Below are 17,820 nucleotides of genomic sequence, written 5' to 3'. Positions count from 1 at the left end.
TGGAGACACAATATGTTGAGTCTTTACAATTGATTTAACGCTCCACCAATTAGGTCTTTTAATCTGTCGATGTTTTCGATGCCAACCGATAAGCGAATCATGCCAGGAAGAGGATATTTGTCGCCCCAAACAGGTTCAATAGGCAATAATATTGTATCAACTTCGCCCAATGTTGGAATCAATGGAATTGTATCTTCTAGGGCAGCTATAAAGCGGTCGCGTTTTTCTTCTTTATCGGTATAAGAGTCTCCTTTTGTGTCGAAAGTTATCATGCCACCAAAGCCTTTATCTCCGAATAGGTCTATTGCTTCTTTTTGGGTTGGGTGAGATTCTAATCCTGGATATAAGACCTCTTCAATTTGAGGTTGATCCTCTAAGAAAGTCGCCAAAGCCATCGCATTGTCGCAATGTTTCTGAAATCTGAGTTCAAAACTTTTCAGTTGTGTGCCCAAGCGGTAAGCATCGTCTGGACTTATAAAATGGCCTGTCAATTTGCGATATTCAATGGCCTCTTTCATCAGCTCTTTGTTGTTACCACAAATAACACCAGCACTAATATTACCATGTCCGCTCAAATATTTGGTAACCGAATGAATGACCAAATCAGCACCATCCATCAAAGGTTTCCATAGATAAGGTGTGCCGAATGTATTGTCTACAATAATTTTAGCCTCGTATTGTTTTGCTAAGCTTATAATGCGTTTCACATCGGCAACAATCAACATTGGATTCGATACCGCCTCGAAATACAAGAATTCAGGTTGAATCTCGTCTAATAGACGCTCCAATTCTACAAAATCGTAATGTCCATCTTTAGCATAAAAACGATGAACATCTAAATTACGACGTTTAATTAATATGTTATCTATAAAATAATTTGTTCCGCCATAAATCTCATGAAAATATAAACTGGGTCGAGTATCTTTTCCTTTCTGAAAAATAGATACAGCTATATCAATAGCAGCCATTCCTGTTTCTACAAGTACTGCCCATTTACAATTTTCAAGTGCCATAATTTGCTTTTCAGCAGCTACAGTCGTCGGATTTCTATATCGAGAATAGATATAGTCTTCTGGTTCGTGTTCATTATTTGCTTCAGCTGCAAAAGCTTCCTTTGTGCGTTTTGCACTTTGTAAATTAAAGCCAGCTTCGCGATAGAGTGGTGTATGACTAGCATTGATTTTTTTCATGGTTGTTTATTTTACGTCTTTACAATCAATTATTATGCATCTTTTAATACCTCTATATTTCCTAAAGGATATTCTCAAAGAAGGGTACAATTTAAATATTTATTTTAAAAGCCTATTTAAAAATTAGGCGTAAATTTTAGGGCATGCTATTGAGATTAGCATGCCCTAGGTATTTTATTTTTGACGATAAGTTACACAAGAACTTTAAGCCATTAAACAAGAAAGGGCAATACAATAGAATTTTGATTGTTTGCTCTCGCTTCTCGACATAACAACAACTGGTTTTATGGTTCCTTGAATTAGGCCAGCCAGTTCGCCACCAGCAAATAACATTAAGCCTTTGTAAAAGCTATTAGCTGATTCGAGCGATGGGAAAATTAAGGCATCTGCTTCACCATTAATTGGTGTTTCTACGCCTTTAATGGCAATACTTTTTTTATCGCAAGCAAGAAAAACATCTAAAGGACCATCTACAATACAATCCTTAATTTGACCACGATCGACCATTTTGCAGATAATTGTATCATCGATTGATGATGGAAATGCTGGGTTTGGTTTTTCAGTTGCGCTGATTAAAGCAACTTTTGGTTTCTTAACACCAAAGCGTTTTGCCATTGCCACGCTGTAATTCACCATGGCTATTTTCTGATTTAAATCAGGAAAAGGTAATACTGCCGTATCAGAAATAAATAGAAGCTTATCGTATTTTGGAAGATCGAGCGCACAAACGTAGGACATGCATGCCTTTGGAGGCAACAGACCTTTTTGTTTGTTCAAAACAGCTTTCAAAAATTTATCCGTTCCAATCAAACCTTTCATTAAAATGTCAGCTTCATCTTCTTTCACCATTCGTACGGCTTCGGTTACAGCTTCTTGCTGATCTGGAATATCTACAATGGTGAAATTCTTAGGATTGGCATTTTCTGCTAGTAGTAACCTTTCAATTTTTTTTTGGCTACCAATTAGAATCGGTGTTGCAAAACCAGCATTCGATGCTGAAATAAGGGCTCCAATTGTGTTGTCGTCTTCGGCAACAGCTACGGCTATTTTTTTGTTCACATCCGATTTTTCCAGATGTGAAACCATTTCTTTAAGTGATTTTATTTCATTCATATTCTAATAATCAAAAAATAAATTTTTAAACAGATTTTAAATATCCACGGGTTAAAACCTGAGGCAATGGAATGCATTAATAGATCATCAAAATTAACATTTGTCCTTGTTTTAACAGGGACATTAAAAATTAAATCTATTGTGATAAACAAATTTTAAATATTATCAGATTAAAACCCGAGGCAATAGAATGTATTAATAGAATATCAAAATTAACATTTGTCTCTTGCTTTAGCTAGGGCAATGCATAAATCAAAATATTTGAATAAACACATTTTAAATATCCACGGGTTAAAACCCGAGGCAATGGAATGCATTAATAGATGATCAAAATTCATTATTTGTCCCCTGCTTTAGCTGGGGCAATGTATAAATCAAAATATTTGAATAAACACATTTTAAATATCCTCGGGTTAAAACCCGAGGCAATGGAATGAAATAATAGATCATCAAAATTTTCATTTGTCCCTTGCTTTAGCTAGGGCAATGCATAAATAAAAAAAAATAATAAACATATTTTAAATAACCACGGGTTAAAACCCGAGGCAATGGAATGCATTAATAGATCATCAAAATTAACATTTGTCCCTTGTTTTAGCTAGGGCATTAAGAATTAAATCTATAGGGATAAACAGATTTTAAATAATATCAGATTAAAATATGAGGCAATGTAATACATTAATAGATTATCAAAATTATCAAAATTATTATTTGTCCCCAGCTTTAGCTAGGGCAATGCATAAATCAACAATTTATTTATAATTATCATTTGTCTTCTAACTTTATAAATCCATATTTCTCAATCAATTCTTTTTCTTCTTTTTCGAATGATTTTGTTTTATGGTGAGATTCCTGATTTCTAATGTAATTGCGGACTTTTTGTAACGATGATTTACTGACTGATACTGCATAATAATCGTTTTGCCACATGAAATTATCTTTACACAGCTTATTTTTATTAATCCAAAAGGAAGATTCTCCTTTAATTAGTTGCATAATCTGACTTATGGTCTGATCAGACTGAAGCATCACTAAACAATGACAATGATCATGATATCCATTTATAAAATCCATATGAATACCTTTCTCTTCGGCATTTTGTTTAATGTGTTTCCAAACTTTTTTTCTTAGCAAACTTGAATGTAAAAATGGTTCGCGATATTTTGTACTCCAAACAAAATGAATGTATACTCTTACATGTGGCATGTTGTATTTTTTAGAGAATAAAAAATACAGCATTTTACTATATAAAACAATTTTAAAATAGCCACGGGTTAAAACCCGAGGCTATGGAATGTATTAATAGATCATCAAAATTATCATTTGTCCCTTGCTTTAGATGGGGCATTAAAAATCAATGATTCAAAAAAAATGGATAAACAATTTTAAAATATTCTCGGGTTAAAACCTGAGGATATGGAATGTATTAATAGATCATCAAAATTATCATTTGTCCCTTGCTTTAGCTGGGGATTGCTTATTTTGATTTGTCTTAAGCCTCAACAAGCATTTCAGCTTTAATAAGATCTGCAATGCGTTTAATACCTGTTATAGCTTTTTCGTTGTTCACATATGAGAAATTCAAACGAATGGTATTTGTTCCGCTACCATCGCAATAGAAGACATCTCCTGTTACAAAGGCAACCTTTTTCTCAATTGCTTTGTGGAAAAGCTCAAGTGCATTCACGTGCTCAGGTAGTGTGATGAATAAGAACATGCCACCTTCAGGATGTGTCCATTTTACACCTTCGGGCATATGTTTTTCCATTTCAGCTAACATCACATCACGACGTTGGTGATACAAATCAATTGTCTTTTTTAGATTCGTTTCGAAAACACCTGAATTCATGTAACGGTAGGCAATTTTTTGAACGAAAGTTGGTGTACACAAGTCTGCCGATTGCTTTGCAATAACAATTTTCTCGTTCACATCTTTTGGTCCTAAAATCCATCCAATACGGAATCCTGGAGCGAAAATTTTCGAGAAAGTTCCTAAAGTAAGAACGTGATTGTCATTGTCTAGATCGTACATCATACGCTGAGGTTCTCCTTCGAATCGAACATCTCGGTAAGGACAATCTTCTACAATTAAAACATCGTATTTGTGTGCCAATGCAATAATCTCTAAGCGGCGAGATTCTGGCATGGTTATACCTGTTGGGTTCTGAAAATCAGGAATCACATAAATAAATTTTGGCTTAATGCCTTCCTGTTTTAAATCTTCCAATTTAGCTTCCAATAAAGTAGCACTCATGCCTTGCTCATCCATAGGAATACCTGCCATTTTTGCACCATAGGCTTTAAAAGCACCAATACCACCAAGGTATGATGGTAAACCACAAATGACAACATCACCATCGTTCACAAAAATCTTACCTACTAAATCTAAGCCCTGTTGCGATCCTGTTGTAATTATAAGATTATCTATATCTGCTTGAGTGCCCTGGTCCTGATATCTTTTTAGAAGAAGCTCTCTTAGTTCTTTTACGCCTTCGGTTGCATCATACTGTAAGACAGAAGCACCTTCTTCACGCATCATATCGGTAACAATTGTATCCAATGCATCCACAGGAAATGATTCTGGTGCTGGCAATCCACCTGCAAAAGAAATGATCTCAGGGTTCTGAGTCAATTTTAAAATTTCACGAATAGCTGATCGTTTGTTGTTATTACTTATTCTAGAAAAAGCTCCTTTTAAATCGCTGATCATTTTGTTTGTTTTTTTTTGACTTGGGTTAATCTTTTTTATTCCCCCTTTGAAGGGGGATACAGGGGGATGTGAATTTTACCCCTCAGCGTCTTTTTATTACTAAAAACACTCCCCTTAATCCCCTCTCAAGAGGGGAATTGGGAATGCAGACAAAATCCCTTTAATGGGGATATAAGGGGCATTGTATTTATAGCCAATTCTTACGCATACGAGACCATTTTTTATCGCGATGTTCAATCACAACTTCTATATTCTCATCAGTCATATGCTTGAATCGACCTTGTTTTTTCAAATAGTCTTTTACCGGAGCAAATTGCTTAGGATTTTTGTTCAATTTGTATTCTCCATCTTCAAATTCTGCTAGGAAAATAAGACCACAGTCAACGGCATCTTTTGCAATTTCTACTGATGTTTCGATTGGTATTCCCCATCCTGTGGGACAAGATGCATACACATGAATGAAAGTTGCACCTTTAATATGCTTCGCTTTGTTTACCTTATTTAGGTAATCTTGAGGGTAACCTATACTCGCTGTTGCAGCATAAGCAATATCGTGAGCGGCAATAATCTCGAACAAATTCTTTTTGTGAGTTGTTGTTCCGGGCAGATTTTTACCAGCTGGCGTTGTTGTCGTCTTTGTTCCGTAAGGTGTTAATCCACTTTTCTGAATACCGGTATTCATATAAGCTTCATTGTCGTAGCAGATGTAAAGAACATCATCGTTACGATCAATCATTCCTGATAGGGCTTGAAATCCGATGTCGGCTGTTCCACCGTCACCAGCAAACACAACTGTTTTTACATCTTTTTGGCCTAGAGCTTTTGCTCCAACAGCAATTCCTGATGCCATACTTGCTGAGCCTGGGAAAGTTGTAATAATCGCATTGGTATTAAATGCCATTTGTGGGAAAATAAATCCTACTGCCGACATACATCCGGCTGGCAATGCTGTGTAGGTGCGTTCACCTAATACTTTAAGTGCCAGTCGTACTGCAATACTTCCACCGCATCCGGCGCAAGCTTTATGACCATAGAAAAATTCCTTTTCGGTCATGTTTTTGGCATTCACTTTTGGGATATCTGCTAGATTAGTCATTGGTTTCTACGTTAAGGCTAAAAAATTCTACTTTTTCTTCACTTTTATTCTCAACTCCGCTGATTAGCTTGTTGAACATCTCTTCGATTTCGTCTTTTGTGATATCACGACCACCTAATCCGCCAACAAAATTGCTCTTGTAAACGTACTTATCGATTTTTGAGATAGCTGAGTTTACATTGGTATAAACTGTTCCTTCGTATCCGAAAGAAATATCCTTATCAATCACACCGATTGCATTCACACGCTTAGCTAAATCTTTAACTTCAGTTTCAGGGAAAGGACGTATATAACGAATCTTCAGTAGACCAACTTTCTTACCTTCAGCTCGCATCTTGTCAACCACCACACGAATGGTTCCACAAACGCTACCTAAGGCAACAAGAACAACTTCTGCATCTTCGCAACGGTATTCCTCAACCATATCGTGGTACTTACGACCAAATTTATCAGCAAATTCCTGATCTACGTCGCGAATCACATCGATAGCGTCAAACATTGCTTTGTTCTGCTGATATTTGAATTCTGTATTATCATCTGGTTTCGAACTAAAACCTAAATTTTTAGGCTCTTCGAATGACATTTTATTAGGTGTTTGGAATGAAGGTAGAAATTCATCTACCATCTTTTGTTCTGGGATTTCAACTAACTCGTAAGTGTGAGTTAGGATAAAACCATCTAAGTTCACCATCATTGGCGTTAAGACATCCTTATGCTCTGCAATTTTGTAGGCTTGAATAATCATATCCAAAGCTTCCTGTGCATCTTCAACATAAACTTGAATCCATCCACAATCTAATAGGGATAAAGAATCACGCTGATCGCCGTAAATACTCCATGGTAAAGCCACCGAACGGTTTGCGTTCATCATCACAACTGGCCAACGACCACCACTACAGTAATGTAGACCTTCGGCCATATATAATAGGCCTTGTGACGAAGAAGCTGTAAATGTTCTAGCACCAACCGAGCTGGCACCCATTGCTGCTGAAATTGCAGAGTGTTCTGACTCTACGTGCATGTATTCGCCATCCATTTCACCTGCTTCGCACATTTCTGATAGGCGTTCAACGGTGATGGTTTGCGGGGTGATTGGGTAAGCAGCTATTACATGAGGACGAGATAATCTCACGCCTTGGGCAACAGCTTCATCACCTGATATGAATATTTTATTTGATTTCATTGTTTTTGATTTAAATTGGTTTTCTGTTCTCTGTTTTCCGTTATCGTTTTAACTGATAACAAACATCCGATAACTGATAACCAGTTTACAACTGTTCTTTTACCATTTTAATTGCGTTTACAGGGCATTCGTGTGCACAAACACCACAGCCTTTGCAATAATCCATGTCAAATGAGATTTTACCATTGTCTTTAATAATAGTGCCATCTGGACAAAGTAGGTAGCAACGAAGACAATAAATACATGCAGCGTTGTCGACAACAGGATGGAATGTTCTCCAGCCTGCATTAGTTTCAGGTAAGTAACCAGCCGCATATTGTGGACCAGTTGGGTATTCGTCTATATGAGTTGGGAATTTAAATTCCGTTTTTTTTGGTCTATCCATGATATTCAATTACGAATTATGAATTAATAATTATGAATTGATGTTGATTTTAACAACCAGTAGCTTGTGCGTTAATAGTGTCAAAAGCTCTTTCTACAATTTTTTCATTCAGAGCTGCTAGTTTAGGATTCATTTCAGTTCTGATACTAGCAAGAGCTGCCTCTAAACTCACCAAGCCCGATGCAGCAGCTAAAGCGCCGTACATAGCAGTATTGGTAATTGGTCGACCCAAAACTTCCATTGCCAATGATGTTGCATCAAGACCAACTAATTTGAAATTTTTAAGTGAGGATTGATATCTCTCAATATTCTCAGTATTGATAAGGATTGTAGCTCCTGATTTGATACCATTCTCAAAACCAGCTACAATTAAAGTTTCATCCATCACCACAACGTAGTCACTATGTTGAACTTCACTGCGATCGTGAATCTTAGTGTCGTCAATTTTGGTGAAGGCTAAAACAGGTGCACCTCTACGTTCAGGTCCAAATGATGGAAATGCTAAAGCATGCTTACCACCGTGAATACTAGCTGCAATTCCTAAAAGACGAGAAGCGGTAAAACCACCTTGTCCACCTCTTCCGTGCCATCTAATTTCTTTCATTTGTATTTATATTTTGTTTGTTGTTTATAGTTTAATAGATGTTCTGGGTAAAAACTCTTGTAAATTTACTTTAATACCTAATTGTTTACTAGTATATTGTTTAAATACAGAAAACTGTTCTAGTAAATTGATGCTATCCTAGAATTAATATCTTTGTAGGACCTAGTTATTGCCAAATCAATAGAAAAATATTCTTTTATGGAAAACTTAGATCGTACCGATAGAAAGATATTACAACTGCTTCAGCAGGATTGTCGAATCACAATTAAAGAATTAGCAGAAAAGCTACACTTGAGCAATACTCCTGTTTATGAACGTGTTAAGAAGCTTGAGCGTTGTGGTATAATCAAAAACTACGTGGCGGTTCTCGATCCTGAGAAAATTGATCGAAGTATGGTCGTTTTTATTTCTATTTCGTTGACAAAGCACACACGAGATGTTGTTGAAAAATTTGAAAGAGAGGTCTTGGCTTTGCCCGAAGTTATGGAGTTTTATATTACCTCTGGTAATTTTGATGCGATGCTGAAGATTATGGTTAAGGATATGAATGCCTTTCAATATTTTATCCAGGAGAAGCTCTCAACTTTTGAATGTTTAACGCGTTTCAATAGCACCTTTGTAATTTCTTCTTCTGAAAAGATTGGGTATGATTTGTAATTTAATTACGAATTATGAATTACGACAGTTCTCGAGTTTCCAAAGATGTGATTTTTTAAAAGGTCTATTCTAGAAATTATGTCATTTTGAGGATTTTTCAAGTAATGCTTTTTGAGAGATGATTAGATATCAGAAAAGAGCGAAAAATGTCCTAATCTGTGACAACTTAAAGCTCATCTTAACATTCTAATTATTTAATCGGTTATATAAAAGAGGGCGTCTGGGAATATCGAGTTAAATAATTGATTACTTTTGTGAACGATTTAAAACAAATAATGTCATGGACGAAGGCCCGTATCATAGTAAAATAAGTATATTAACTGATCTATAAGGGGGCAAGTCTTGTTTCCCTGTGGTTCGTATTCTAGGGAAATAAAATGATTAATATTTTTAAAACATTTGGGGTTTATATTGAAATTCCCGAAGCTGAACAAGGCTGTTGGATAAATGTAACTCAACCTACTGCCGAAGAAATTCAGCGACTCAACCACGAGTTTAAGCTACCTGCTGATATTATTCAAGATATTTTAGATACTGACGAACGATCGCGTGTCGAATTTGATGACGATTGGTCTTTGGTAATTATGCGTGTACCTGTTTTAAGTTCAAATAAAGGAACTCCTTTTCATACCATACCTTTGGGAATTTATGTTTGTAAAAATTTCACATTAACCTTGTGTTTGCATAATAATGAGGTTTTACCTATTGAGCAATATTTACCTTTTAGAGAGCAGTATAGTGCTGTTTCTGATGTATATAACTTTATCTTACGACTTTTTTTGCGTTCGGGTAATATCTACCTAAGATATCTAAAGCAAATTAACCAGCAAACGGCACTTATAGAACAAGATTTAGAGAAATCTATTAAGAATAGAGAGCTAAATAAACTTCTTAAAATGGAGAAGTGTTTGGTGTATTTTATTACTTCGATAAAGGCCAATGAGATTGTATTGGCTAAGCTTCGAAACTCAAAAAAAATGAGTAGTGAGATTAATCAGGATTTATTAGACGATGCGGTTATTGAAAATAAGCAAGCTTTGGAAACGGCTCAAATTTATTCAGATATACAAAGTGGCATGATGGATGTTTTTGCATCTGTGATATCAAATAATCTAAATGTGGTGATGAAACAATTGACTCTAATATCAATTATTCTCATGATTCCAACTCTTATAGCAAGCGTGTTTGGTATGAATGTGCCAAACTCATTTGAAAATTCATCTTTAGCAATGCCAGCCATTATTATTAGTTCTATTTTATTATCTATCATTGGTGTTTTCGTTTTTCGTAAACGACAGTGGATGTAATTGTTGAGAGGTAGAAAGAATCAGAAGCAATTCAAGAATATAAACATATTATTTTGAGTGAGTATATCTAATTATTTAGTTATATTAGTCTACTCTATGCAATAATCTCTTTATTGAGAATCCTATAAATTTAGGAATCATTGTAGTTTAGTTTAACATTTCATCATCATTATATATGGATGAGGTTTCAAATACTGCTTTAATGAAAAAGAATAATATGATTCGAAATATTATAAATCAATCTAATAAAGGAACGAAGAGTCCTTTTCGTAGAATTTTATCTAGAACACTTCTCGTTTTTCTTCCAATTTTTATTTTGATGTTTATTGGTAGTTTAAGCATTTTACTTGTTCAAGAAAGAATGGAACTGAGGGTGCTTTTGAGTGCCAAAGAAAGTCAAGTAAATAATAAGTTAGATAATATTGAAACAGAAATTGATCATGTAATTGATAATCTGTTGATACTTTCTCTTAATAAAGGGGTGGTAAAAGTATTAGAAGATGGGGATAGTAGTCTTGCAGTTAAATTACTGGCAGACGATTTTAAAAATCTATCTGCTTATTATAAATTTTACGATCAAATACGATTGATTAATGAGAATGGCGATGAACTAATCCGAATTAATTTCATTAATGGTCAATCTTCAGCGGTTCCTGAATCGGAATTGCAAAATAAAAAGGATAGATATTACTTTAAGGATGCTTTTAAACTTGATAAAAATGATGTTTTTGTATCTCCCATTGACTTAAATATTGAGGAAGGTAAGATTGAAGCGCCTTTGAAACCTGTTATTCGATTTGCTACTCCTGTTTTTGATAGCAAAGGAGTTAAGCGAGGTGTAATTTTATTTAATTATTTAGGGCAAACAATTCTCGATCAGGTTGATAAAACGATGATGTTGTTAAATTCAGATGGCTATTGGTTAAAGGGCTCTTCACCTGAAGACGAATGGGGCTTTATGTATGAAAATAAAAAGGAGCTCACCTTTCAAAATCGTTATCCCGCAGAGTGGTTGAAAATTCAAAACGAAGATGCTTCACAATTTATAAATGAAAAAGGATTATTCACTTTTAAAACGATTTATCCTTTAAAAGGCGTACAGATAAAACAAAAGAAACATAGTTCTTCACTTGTATCAAGCGATAAAAAGTTGGTGTCAAGTCATTATAATTGGAAGATTGTTTCTTATACACCTCTGGATGAATTGTATCTAAAGAGAGATAGAACTCGTAAATATTTTGGCTTATTAATGACATTTTTATTTGTAAGTCTATTAGCAGTTTCTTATAGGTTGGCAAAGGCTCAACATTACCGAAGAGAAGCACTAAAATCACTTAAAATAAGTAACGACACTAAAGATAAGTTTTTCTCCATAATCTCGCATGACCTTCGAAGTCCATTCAATTCATTATTGGGTTTTACCGATATGTTAATTAAAAATTATGACACATTTAGTGACGAAGAACGAATGTCTATTATTGAAACGTTAAATGCTAGTTCAAAAACGACATATTTGTTGCTAGAGAATTTATTAAGTTGGTCTAGTTCTCAAACTGGCAGTATTAAATTTGCACCTCAAAAGATAGAAATAAAGGATCTTGTACAAGAAATTATTTTGTTGTCTAAATCAACTGCAGATAAAAAACACATCGACTTAGTTGATAATACAGAAGATAATCAGTTTGTATATGCAGATAAAAATATGCTGAGTACGGTTTTGAGAAATTTAATAACTAATGCTATGAAGTTTACTGAATCTAATGGTAAAGTTATTATATCATCAGAACGATCAACAAAAAAAGGGTTTGTTAAAATTTCAGTAATGGATACAGGTATTGGTATACCTGCGAATATAATTGATAATCTGTTCTTATTAGATAAAAATATCTCCACTCTTGGAACTGATGCAGAAAAAGGTTCTGGATTAGGTTTGATCCTTTGTAAAGAGTTTATTGAAAAACAAGGTGGCGAAATTTATGTAGAAAGTGAAGTCGGTAAGGGTAGTCAGTTTAAATTGATATTACCTGAGTGATAGTGAATGTTTTGAAGCCTTAATCTCTTCTTAAAACTAATTAGATGAGCGGTAGTTTATAAGTCATAATTGATCTGTTGAGTAAGGAAATATGATGTGTTTCTTATTTTAGTTTTGTCTTATTCTAGCCTTTTATCTATCATTAGTGCCTTTTTATAAAGCTTATATCTTATGCTTATCTGTTTTACATAGGATTATATTTGTAATTTGCAATCCTATTTTTTTTGATTCATAATATGGTGCAATCAGATATATTGAATTCTGTTTGTTATCATTAATGGTATGTGCCAAATTTCCTCATAAATGTGATTCGTTTGATGAAAATCTAGGTGAATAATTTCCTTTGATTTTTAATTGTTATCATCTAGTCTACCGTTGTTTATATTATGATTACACTTATTTAGTGTAATGTCAATAGTTCCTCGTCATAAATTACGATAGTTTAGTGTAATGTATTAAAGTATGCATGTTTGAATGGATGAGTTTGTTCTGATTTATTTACTTTTGCAAGCTTCTTGGAATTAGTACTTAAATTATTCTATTAACAAAACTGATTATGACATTAATTAAATTGCAAGTGTTTTTTTGTTAGTAATTGAAGTATAATAACAAGATGTGATTTGTATAAAATGATATTTAATTGTAATTAAGAATTAAAGGGATGAAAAGATTATTAGTTGTGGGAGTTTTAATTCTATTTGTTAGTTTTAATATATTTGGGAAAAGGGTTCATGCATACAAAATTAAACTTACAAGTGTTGAACTTAATAATGAGTTACGCGGGTCTATTGATAATAATAATAATCAACTTGATTTAATAAATGCACTTTTTTCAGATAGTTTGATTAATGTGGAGTGGACTTTAGAACCGACACATTTAGCTATGAATCTAGCGAATGAATCAGATAGAAATATCAAGATTATATGGGACGATGTGACCTATATAGATCAGAATAGTTTTTCTCAAAGAACAATGCATACCAGCAGAATGATTGATGATATTGATGCAGTACAATTATCTACAATTGTTGTGAAGAAGAGTAAAATTAAAGATAATATTGTTCCAATAGAAAATTTAAAATGGCTTATAACACCTGTAAGTGGGCGTTGGACATTTGATAATTTATTTACTGATGAATGTAATGGAAAAGTGCGGATAATGCTTCCAATTGAAATTGGATCAGTAAGATATGAGTATTTATTTAGTTTTGACATAACAAGAGATAGTCGAAAATTAAAAACAGAATATACTGATACTTCTTTAATGGTTTATAAATCTTTGTAGATCGATTAAAGATTGAAACCTTAACATCTTAGATGTTTGTGAAATTCCGGATTTATCTGGAATTTTTCGTTTAAAGTATTTTGATTTGGTTGGCTGGGTGATTAAAAAGAGAATTAATAGTATTAAAGATGTTATCTTTCTCAATATCCTTGTAATTTTGTCAGACATTTTATTTAACCTATCGCTATCGTGAAAGATATTTTTCTATTAACACCGCCTTTTACACAACTCAATACACCTTATCCAGCTACTGCTTATTTAAAAGGTTTTTTTAACACCAAAGGGGTTTCATCTTATCAGATGGATTTGGGTATAGAAGTTATCTTGGCTCTTTTCAATAGAGAAAGCTTAGAAAATATATTTGACTTAGCTCTTGATCAAGATCGTATCAATTCAGAAAATGCGCAACGTATTTATGCCCTAAAGGCTGATTACTTGCGAACAATTGATTCTGTTGTTTCATTTGTTCAAGGTAAAAACCAAAGTTTAGCCCGTCAAATATGTACTGATAATTATTTACCACAAGCTTCGCGATTCGAAGAAGTTAATGAGTTAGATAGGGCTTTTGGTATGATGGGATTTCAGGATAAAGCCAGGTATGTTTCAACACTTTATTTAGAAGATCTTTCTGATTTTATAAACGAATGTATTGATGAGGATTTTGGTTTTAGTCGCTATGCAGAACGTTTGGGACGATCGGCTGCTAGTTTCGATGAGATGTATTCTAAACTTCAAGAAGAACTAACTTATATTGATGAAATAAGCTTGCAAATTCTCGACGAGAGACTAAAAGAAGTGCATCCTAAGCTTTTTTGTTTATCCGTTCCATTTCCAGGGAATTTGTATTCCGCTTTTCGATGTGCCCAGTTTATAAAGGCAAATTATCCTGAGATTAAAATTGTAATGGGTGGCGGTTTCCCCAATACGGAACTTCGTAGTTTAACTGATGCTCGTGTTTTTGAATTTGTCGATTTCATTACCTTGGATGATGGCGAATTACCTCTAGACTTATTGTGGCAACATATTTCTGATCCTGCAAAGAATATAGATTTAAAACGAACTTATATTTGTGAAGGAGGGAAGGTTTTATATCAGAATCAATCCATCTTGAAAGATTATAAACAGGAAGAGTTGGGAACGCCAGATTATTCTGATTTGTTGTTAGATAAATATATCTCTGTTATTGAGATCACGAACCCAATGCACAGCCTTTGGAGTGATGGGCGTTGGAATAAATTGACTATGGCCCATGGTTGTTACTGGGGAAAATGTACCTTTTGTGATGGTTCTTTAGATTACATTAAAACTTTTGATCCGCTTAAGGCAATTACTTTGGTTAACCGAATGGAAGAGTTGATTGCTCAAACAGGGGAAACTGGTTTCCATTTTGTTGATGAGGGGGCTCCTCCAGCTTTAATGACAGCTGTAGCTATTGAAATTATCAAGCGGAAATTAAGTGTTACTTGGTGGACGAATATTCGCTTCGAAAAAAGTTTTACCAAGGATATGTGTGCTTTATTAAAAGCTTCGGGTTGTATTGCTGTTTCAGGAGGTTTAGAAGTTGCTTCAGATCGAATGTTAGCGCTTATTAACAAGGGAACAACTGTTGAGCAAGTGGCTCGTGTAACAAATAATTTGACCGAATCAGGTATTATGGTACATGCCTATTTGATGTATGGTTTTCCTACTGAAACGGTTCAAGAAACGGTTGATAGTCTTGAGATGGTTAGACAACTGTTTGAAGTTGGAATTGTTCAATCTGCTTTTTGGCATCAATTTGCCCTAACGGCTCATAGTCCAATTGGTCTCGATCCAGAAGGTTATGGGTTGAAACCTCTTTATGATAAAATTACCTTTGCCAATAACGATATACAGTTTAAAGACAAGACTGGAATTAAGCATGATAAATTCAGTTTTGGATTGAAGAAATCGCTTTACAATTACATGCTTGATATTGGGTTTGATATGCCTTTACAGGATTGGTTTGATTTTAAGATTCCCCACACAACAGTGAAGCGAAGCTTTATTGAAAATTGCTTGCAAGCCGAAGAAGCGTTTATAAGTAAACCATCGGCTAAAGTGATTTGGTTAGGTGGCTTACCCTTGGTTTCATCCTACACGAAAAAGAAGAAAGGTCAAATTCGAGAGATTTTTGAGATGAGTTTTCACAATAAAACAGGTGTTGTAGATGTGAGTATTGAAAAAGAATATGGCGAATGGCTTCTTGATATTCTAGATCGACTTTCAATAAATGAAGAAGAGGTTTTTACTTTTGCTTCACTTAAGGAAAATTTTGAAGAGCAGTTTGAAAACTTCGAATTATTCTGGTACTCTAAACCTATTATGACACTTAGGGAGAATGGTTTGTTGATGGTTTAGTTCAATTGAAGATCACGTTTTGCGCAGAGTTCGAAAAGAATTTTGTTTTAATCTTAGCGCACTTGTTGTTTCATGTTGTGTTCTCTGTACAAAAATTAAGATTTTACATTATTTTAAAATTCGGCTAGTTTTAAAATACTAATAACGGCTACAACGATTAGTTCAATACCAATTGCAATTACGATAAACCCGATAATCCTCGATAGAGCATTTATGCCCGATGCGCCAAGTATTTTTACGATATAATGTGAAGACTTAAGAATAAGATAAATGCTTAAACTACTAGCTATTACAGAAGTTAATATGACACTACAATCCATAAAATTAGTATATTCTTGATTGTAGGCTATTAATAACGAAATAGTTCCTGGGCCAGCCAACATCGGAATTGCTAAAGGGGTTAGTGAAATATCCGATCGAGTGTGAATATCATCTTTTACACGGCTTTTCTTCATTCCTTTGTGTTCCGTAAATTTACCTGTTAGTAGTGCAAAACCTGATGATGCGATAATTAATCCTCCTGCTATTTTTAGAGAATTTAGACTTATTCCGAAAAATGAGAGTAGATATTTTCCCACGAAAAATGAAAATAAAAGAATAATCAAAACATTAAAAGAAGTCCAGAATGCGATACTTGCTCGCTCTTTTTTAGAGTTGTTTTGTGTTAATCCAACAAAGATGGGTACCGTGCCTAAGGGATTCATAATTGAGAATAAAGCACCGAATGATAAAAGAAATAATTCCATTTGTTTTTTATTCAAACATAGATATTAGGTGGCTTTTAAAGATTAAGCTAATGTTATTCTCCCATTAATCTTATGTGAGTAATTTTGGGATTTATTCTTACCCAATGTGTTGAATGAATAGAGAATCAAGCTATCTTGCGGATCTAAAAATTTAGCCCTATGATTTGGAAAAAGCCATGGTTTCAATTTTCTATTCTTTTACTTCTTGCTTTTGTGTGGGGATCTTCTTTTATTCTGATGAAAATTGGTTTAAAGAGTTTTACCAATGAACAGGTTGCGGGTATTAGAATGCTTTTAGCATCGCTTGTTCTGTTGCCTTATTCAATAAAAAACTTGAAATATCTAAAAAAGAAGGATGTAAAGAGTTTATTAATAGCAGGATTTATAGGCAGTTTTATTCCAGCCTTTTTATTTACAAAAGCCCAAACTCAAATTGATAGTGCATTGGCAGGAATGCTAAACTCTATGACACCTGTATTTACACTTCTTGTGGGTATTCTTTTTCATCGAACAAAATTTCTTTTATTACAGGCTTTAGGTCTAATTTTAGGTTTATTAGGAGCAGTTGGTTTAATTACCTCGGGTAGTGGTTTGGAAATAGGTCATGTCAACTCATATGCATTACTTATAGTTTTGGCAACCTTTTTTTATGCCATCAATATTAATGAGGTTAAGGCTAGATTAGCTCATCTTACGGGAATGCAAATTACTTCGTTAGCTTTTTTCTTTACAGGACCAGTAGCTCTAATTTATTTATTGACAACAGACTTTGCGCCTGCTCTTGAAAATCCTTCATGGCCTGTTCATTTACTTGCTTTGGCAGGTTTAGGAATTATAGGAACTGCACTAGCTATGGTTTTAATGAATAGTCTTATTCGTTATTCATCCGCAGTTTATGCTTCGTCGGTAACCTATATTATTCCAATTTTTGCAATTATGTGGGGAATATTAGATGGCGAAAATATTACGCCTCTTCATTTAACTTGCATGCTCTTTATTCTACTGGGTGTATATCTAACTAATAAGAAAAATAAGCTTAAAAAGATCTAATCCTTTTCAAGATTCAATTTGGATTAGATTTCTCTTTAAGATATTTCTTCTAAATTCATTGATCTCACCTCTTTTCTTGTTAA

General features: G+C 34.1%; 15 protein-coding genes. 6 read left to right on the top strand and 9 right to left on the bottom strand.

Going from position 1 to position 17,820, the window contains the following annotated elements; genetic code table 11:
* Positions 1-23: 23 nt before the first annotated feature.
* The 8 genes from EMN46_RS02020 to EMN46_RS01985 form a co-directional block, all read right to left on the bottom strand.
* Positions 24-1,190 (bottom strand): PLP-dependent aspartate aminotransferase family protein, encoded by a 1,167-nt coding sequence (locus tag EMN46_RS02020; protein ID WP_154198994.1) that lies wholly within the window; start codon positions 1,188-1,190, stop codon positions 24-26.
* Between the two features lie 204 nt (positions 1,191-1,394).
* Positions 1,395-2,303 carry a phosphate acyltransferase gene (locus EMN46_RS02015; RefSeq protein WP_154198993.1) on the bottom strand — a complete coding sequence of 303 codons (909 nt, stop codon included), beginning with the start codon at positions 2,301-2,303 and terminating at the stop codon, positions 1,395-1,397.
* 765 nt (positions 2,304-3,068) lie between these two features.
* Positions 3,069-3,509 (bottom strand): IS200/IS605 family transposase, encoded by a 441-nt coding sequence (gene tnpA / locus EMN46_RS02010; RefSeq protein ID WP_154198992.1) that lies wholly within the window; start codon positions 3,507-3,509, stop codon positions 3,069-3,071.
* Positions 3,510-3,795: 286 nt separating this feature from the next.
* Positions 3,796-5,013 (bottom strand): PLP-dependent aminotransferase family protein, encoded by a 1,218-nt coding sequence (locus EMN46_RS02005; RefSeq protein ID WP_154198991.1) that lies wholly within the window; start codon positions 5,011-5,013, stop codon positions 3,796-3,798.
* 187 nt (positions 5,014-5,200) lie between these two features.
* Positions 5,201-6,109 (bottom strand): thiamine pyrophosphate-dependent enzyme, encoded by a 909-nt coding sequence (locus EMN46_RS02000; RefSeq protein ID WP_154198990.1) that lies wholly within the window; start codon positions 6,107-6,109, stop codon positions 5,201-5,203.
* Positions 6,102-7,292: a transketolase C-terminal domain-containing protein gene (locus EMN46_RS01995; RefSeq protein WP_154198989.1), complete on the bottom strand. Its 1,191-nt coding sequence runs from the start codon at positions 7,290-7,292 to the stop codon at positions 6,102-6,104. The genes EMN46_RS02000 and EMN46_RS01995 overlap by 8 nt, the downstream gene beginning before the upstream one ends.
* Before the next feature lie 85 nt (positions 7,293-7,377).
* A complete protein-coding gene (locus EMN46_RS01990) occupies positions 7,378-7,677 on the bottom strand; it encodes a 4Fe-4S binding protein (RefSeq protein WP_154198988.1) in 300 nt (99 codons plus the stop codon).
* 49 nt (positions 7,678-7,726) lie between these two features.
* Positions 7,727-8,281: a 2-oxoacid:acceptor oxidoreductase family protein gene (locus EMN46_RS01985; protein WP_154198987.1), complete on the bottom strand. Its 555-nt coding sequence runs from the start codon at positions 8,279-8,281 to the stop codon at positions 7,727-7,729.
* Between the two features lie 198 nt (positions 8,282-8,479).
* Here EMN46_RS01985 and EMN46_RS01980 point away from each other — a divergent pair, with 198 nt between their 5' ends.
* The 5 genes from EMN46_RS01980 to EMN46_RS20350 all read left to right on the top strand — a co-directional run bounded on the left by EMN46_RS01980 (position 8,480) and on the right by EMN46_RS20350 (position 15,941).
* Complete coding sequence (locus tag EMN46_RS01980) at positions 8,480-8,938, top strand: Lrp/AsnC family transcriptional regulator (protein ID WP_154198986.1); 459 nt, start codon at positions 8,480-8,482, stop codon at positions 8,936-8,938.
* Positions 8,939-9,315: 377 nt separating this feature from the next.
* On the top strand, positions 9,316-10,245 hold the full coding sequence (locus EMN46_RS01975) for a magnesium transporter CorA family protein (RefSeq protein WP_154198985.1): 930 nt from the start codon (positions 9,316-9,318) through the stop codon (positions 10,243-10,245).
* A gap of 202 nt (positions 10,246-10,447) precedes the next feature.
* Positions 10,448-12,277, top strand: coding sequence for a sensor histidine kinase (locus EMN46_RS01970; RefSeq protein WP_195715158.1), 1,830 nt, complete (start codon positions 10,448-10,450; stop codon positions 12,275-12,277).
* Between the two features lie 661 nt (positions 12,278-12,938).
* Positions 12,939-13,562: a hypothetical protein gene (locus EMN46_RS01965; RefSeq protein WP_154198983.1), complete on the top strand. Its 624-nt coding sequence runs from the start codon at positions 12,939-12,941 to the stop codon at positions 13,560-13,562.
* A gap of 189 nt (positions 13,563-13,751) precedes the next feature.
* On the top strand, positions 13,752-15,941 hold the full coding sequence (locus tag EMN46_RS20350; protein ID WP_368667481.1) for a radical SAM protein: 2,190 nt from the start codon (positions 13,752-13,754) through the stop codon (positions 15,939-15,941).
* 113 nt (positions 15,942-16,054) lie between these two features.
* Here EMN46_RS20350 and EMN46_RS01955 read toward each other — a convergent pair whose 3' ends face one another.
* Entirely contained in the window at positions 16,055-16,687 is a 633-nt protein-coding gene (locus tag EMN46_RS01955; protein WP_154198982.1) for a MarC family protein, read from the bottom strand.
* A 159-nt stretch (positions 16,688-16,846) separates the two neighbouring features.
* On the opposite strand from EMN46_RS01955, the gene EMN46_RS01950 reads away from it, so the two are divergent.
* The gene (locus EMN46_RS01950; protein ID WP_154198981.1) at positions 16,847-17,737 is read left to right on the top strand and encodes a DMT family transporter; all 891 of its coding nucleotides are present in this window, start codon (positions 16,847-16,849) and stop codon (positions 17,735-17,737) included.
* Positions 17,738-17,820: the final 83 nt, after the last annotated feature.

The sequence above is a fragment of the Ancylomarina sp. 16SWW S1-10-2 genome, from assembly GCF_009669305.1.
Taxonomy (GTDB): Bacteria; Bacteroidota; Bacteroidia; order Bacteroidales; family Marinifilaceae; genus Ancylomarina.
This window is presented reverse-complemented; position numbering and strand designations above follow the sequence as displayed.

Coding starts and splice junctions, on each gene's coding strand:
- EMN46_RS01965 (WP_154198983.1), top strand. CDS start 12,939: ATGAAAAGATTATTAGTTGTGGGAGTTTTAATTCTATTTGTTAGTTTT.
- EMN46_RS02015 (WP_154198993.1), bottom strand. CDS start 2,303: ATGAATGAAATAAAATCACTTAAAGAAATGGTTTCACATCTGGAAAAA.
- EMN46_RS01980 (WP_154198986.1), top strand. CDS start 8,480: ATGGAAAACTTAGATCGTACCGATAGAAAGATATTACAACTGCTTCAG.
- EMN46_RS01970 (WP_195715158.1), top strand. CDS start 10,448: ATGAAAAAGAATAATATGATTCGAAATATTATAAATCAATCTAATAAA.
- EMN46_RS02020 (WP_154198994.1), bottom strand. CDS start 1,190: ATGAAAAAAATCAATGCTAGTCATACACCACTCTATCGCGAAGCTGGC.
- EMN46_RS01975 (WP_154198985.1), top strand. CDS start 9,316: ATGATTAATATTTTTAAAACATTTGGGGTTTATATTGAAATTCCCGAA.
- EMN46_RS01985 (WP_154198987.1), bottom strand. CDS start 8,281: ATGAAAGAAATTAGATGGCACGGAAGAGGTGGACAAGGTGGTTTTACC.
- EMN46_RS01955 (WP_154198982.1), bottom strand. CDS start 16,687: ATGGAATTATTTCTTTTATCATTCGGTGCTTTATTCTCAATTATGAAT.
- EMN46_RS02005 (WP_154198991.1), bottom strand. CDS start 5,013: ATGATCAGCGATTTAAAAGGAGCTTTTTCTAGAATAAGTAATAACAAC.
- tnpA (WP_154198992.1), bottom strand. CDS start 3,509: ATGCCACATGTAAGAGTATACATTCATTTTGTTTGGAGTACAAAATAT.
- EMN46_RS02000 (WP_154198990.1), bottom strand. CDS start 6,109: ATGACTAATCTAGCAGATATCCCAAAAGTGAATGCCAAAAACATGACC.
- EMN46_RS01950 (WP_154198981.1), top strand. CDS start 16,847: ATGATTTGGAAAAAGCCATGGTTTCAATTTTCTATTCTTTTACTTCTT.
- EMN46_RS01995 (WP_154198989.1), bottom strand. CDS start 7,292: ATGAAATCAAATAAAATATTCATATCAGGTGATGAAGCTGTTGCCCAA.
- EMN46_RS01990 (WP_154198988.1), bottom strand. CDS start 7,677: ATGGATAGACCAAAAAAAACGGAATTTAAATTCCCAACTCATATAGAC.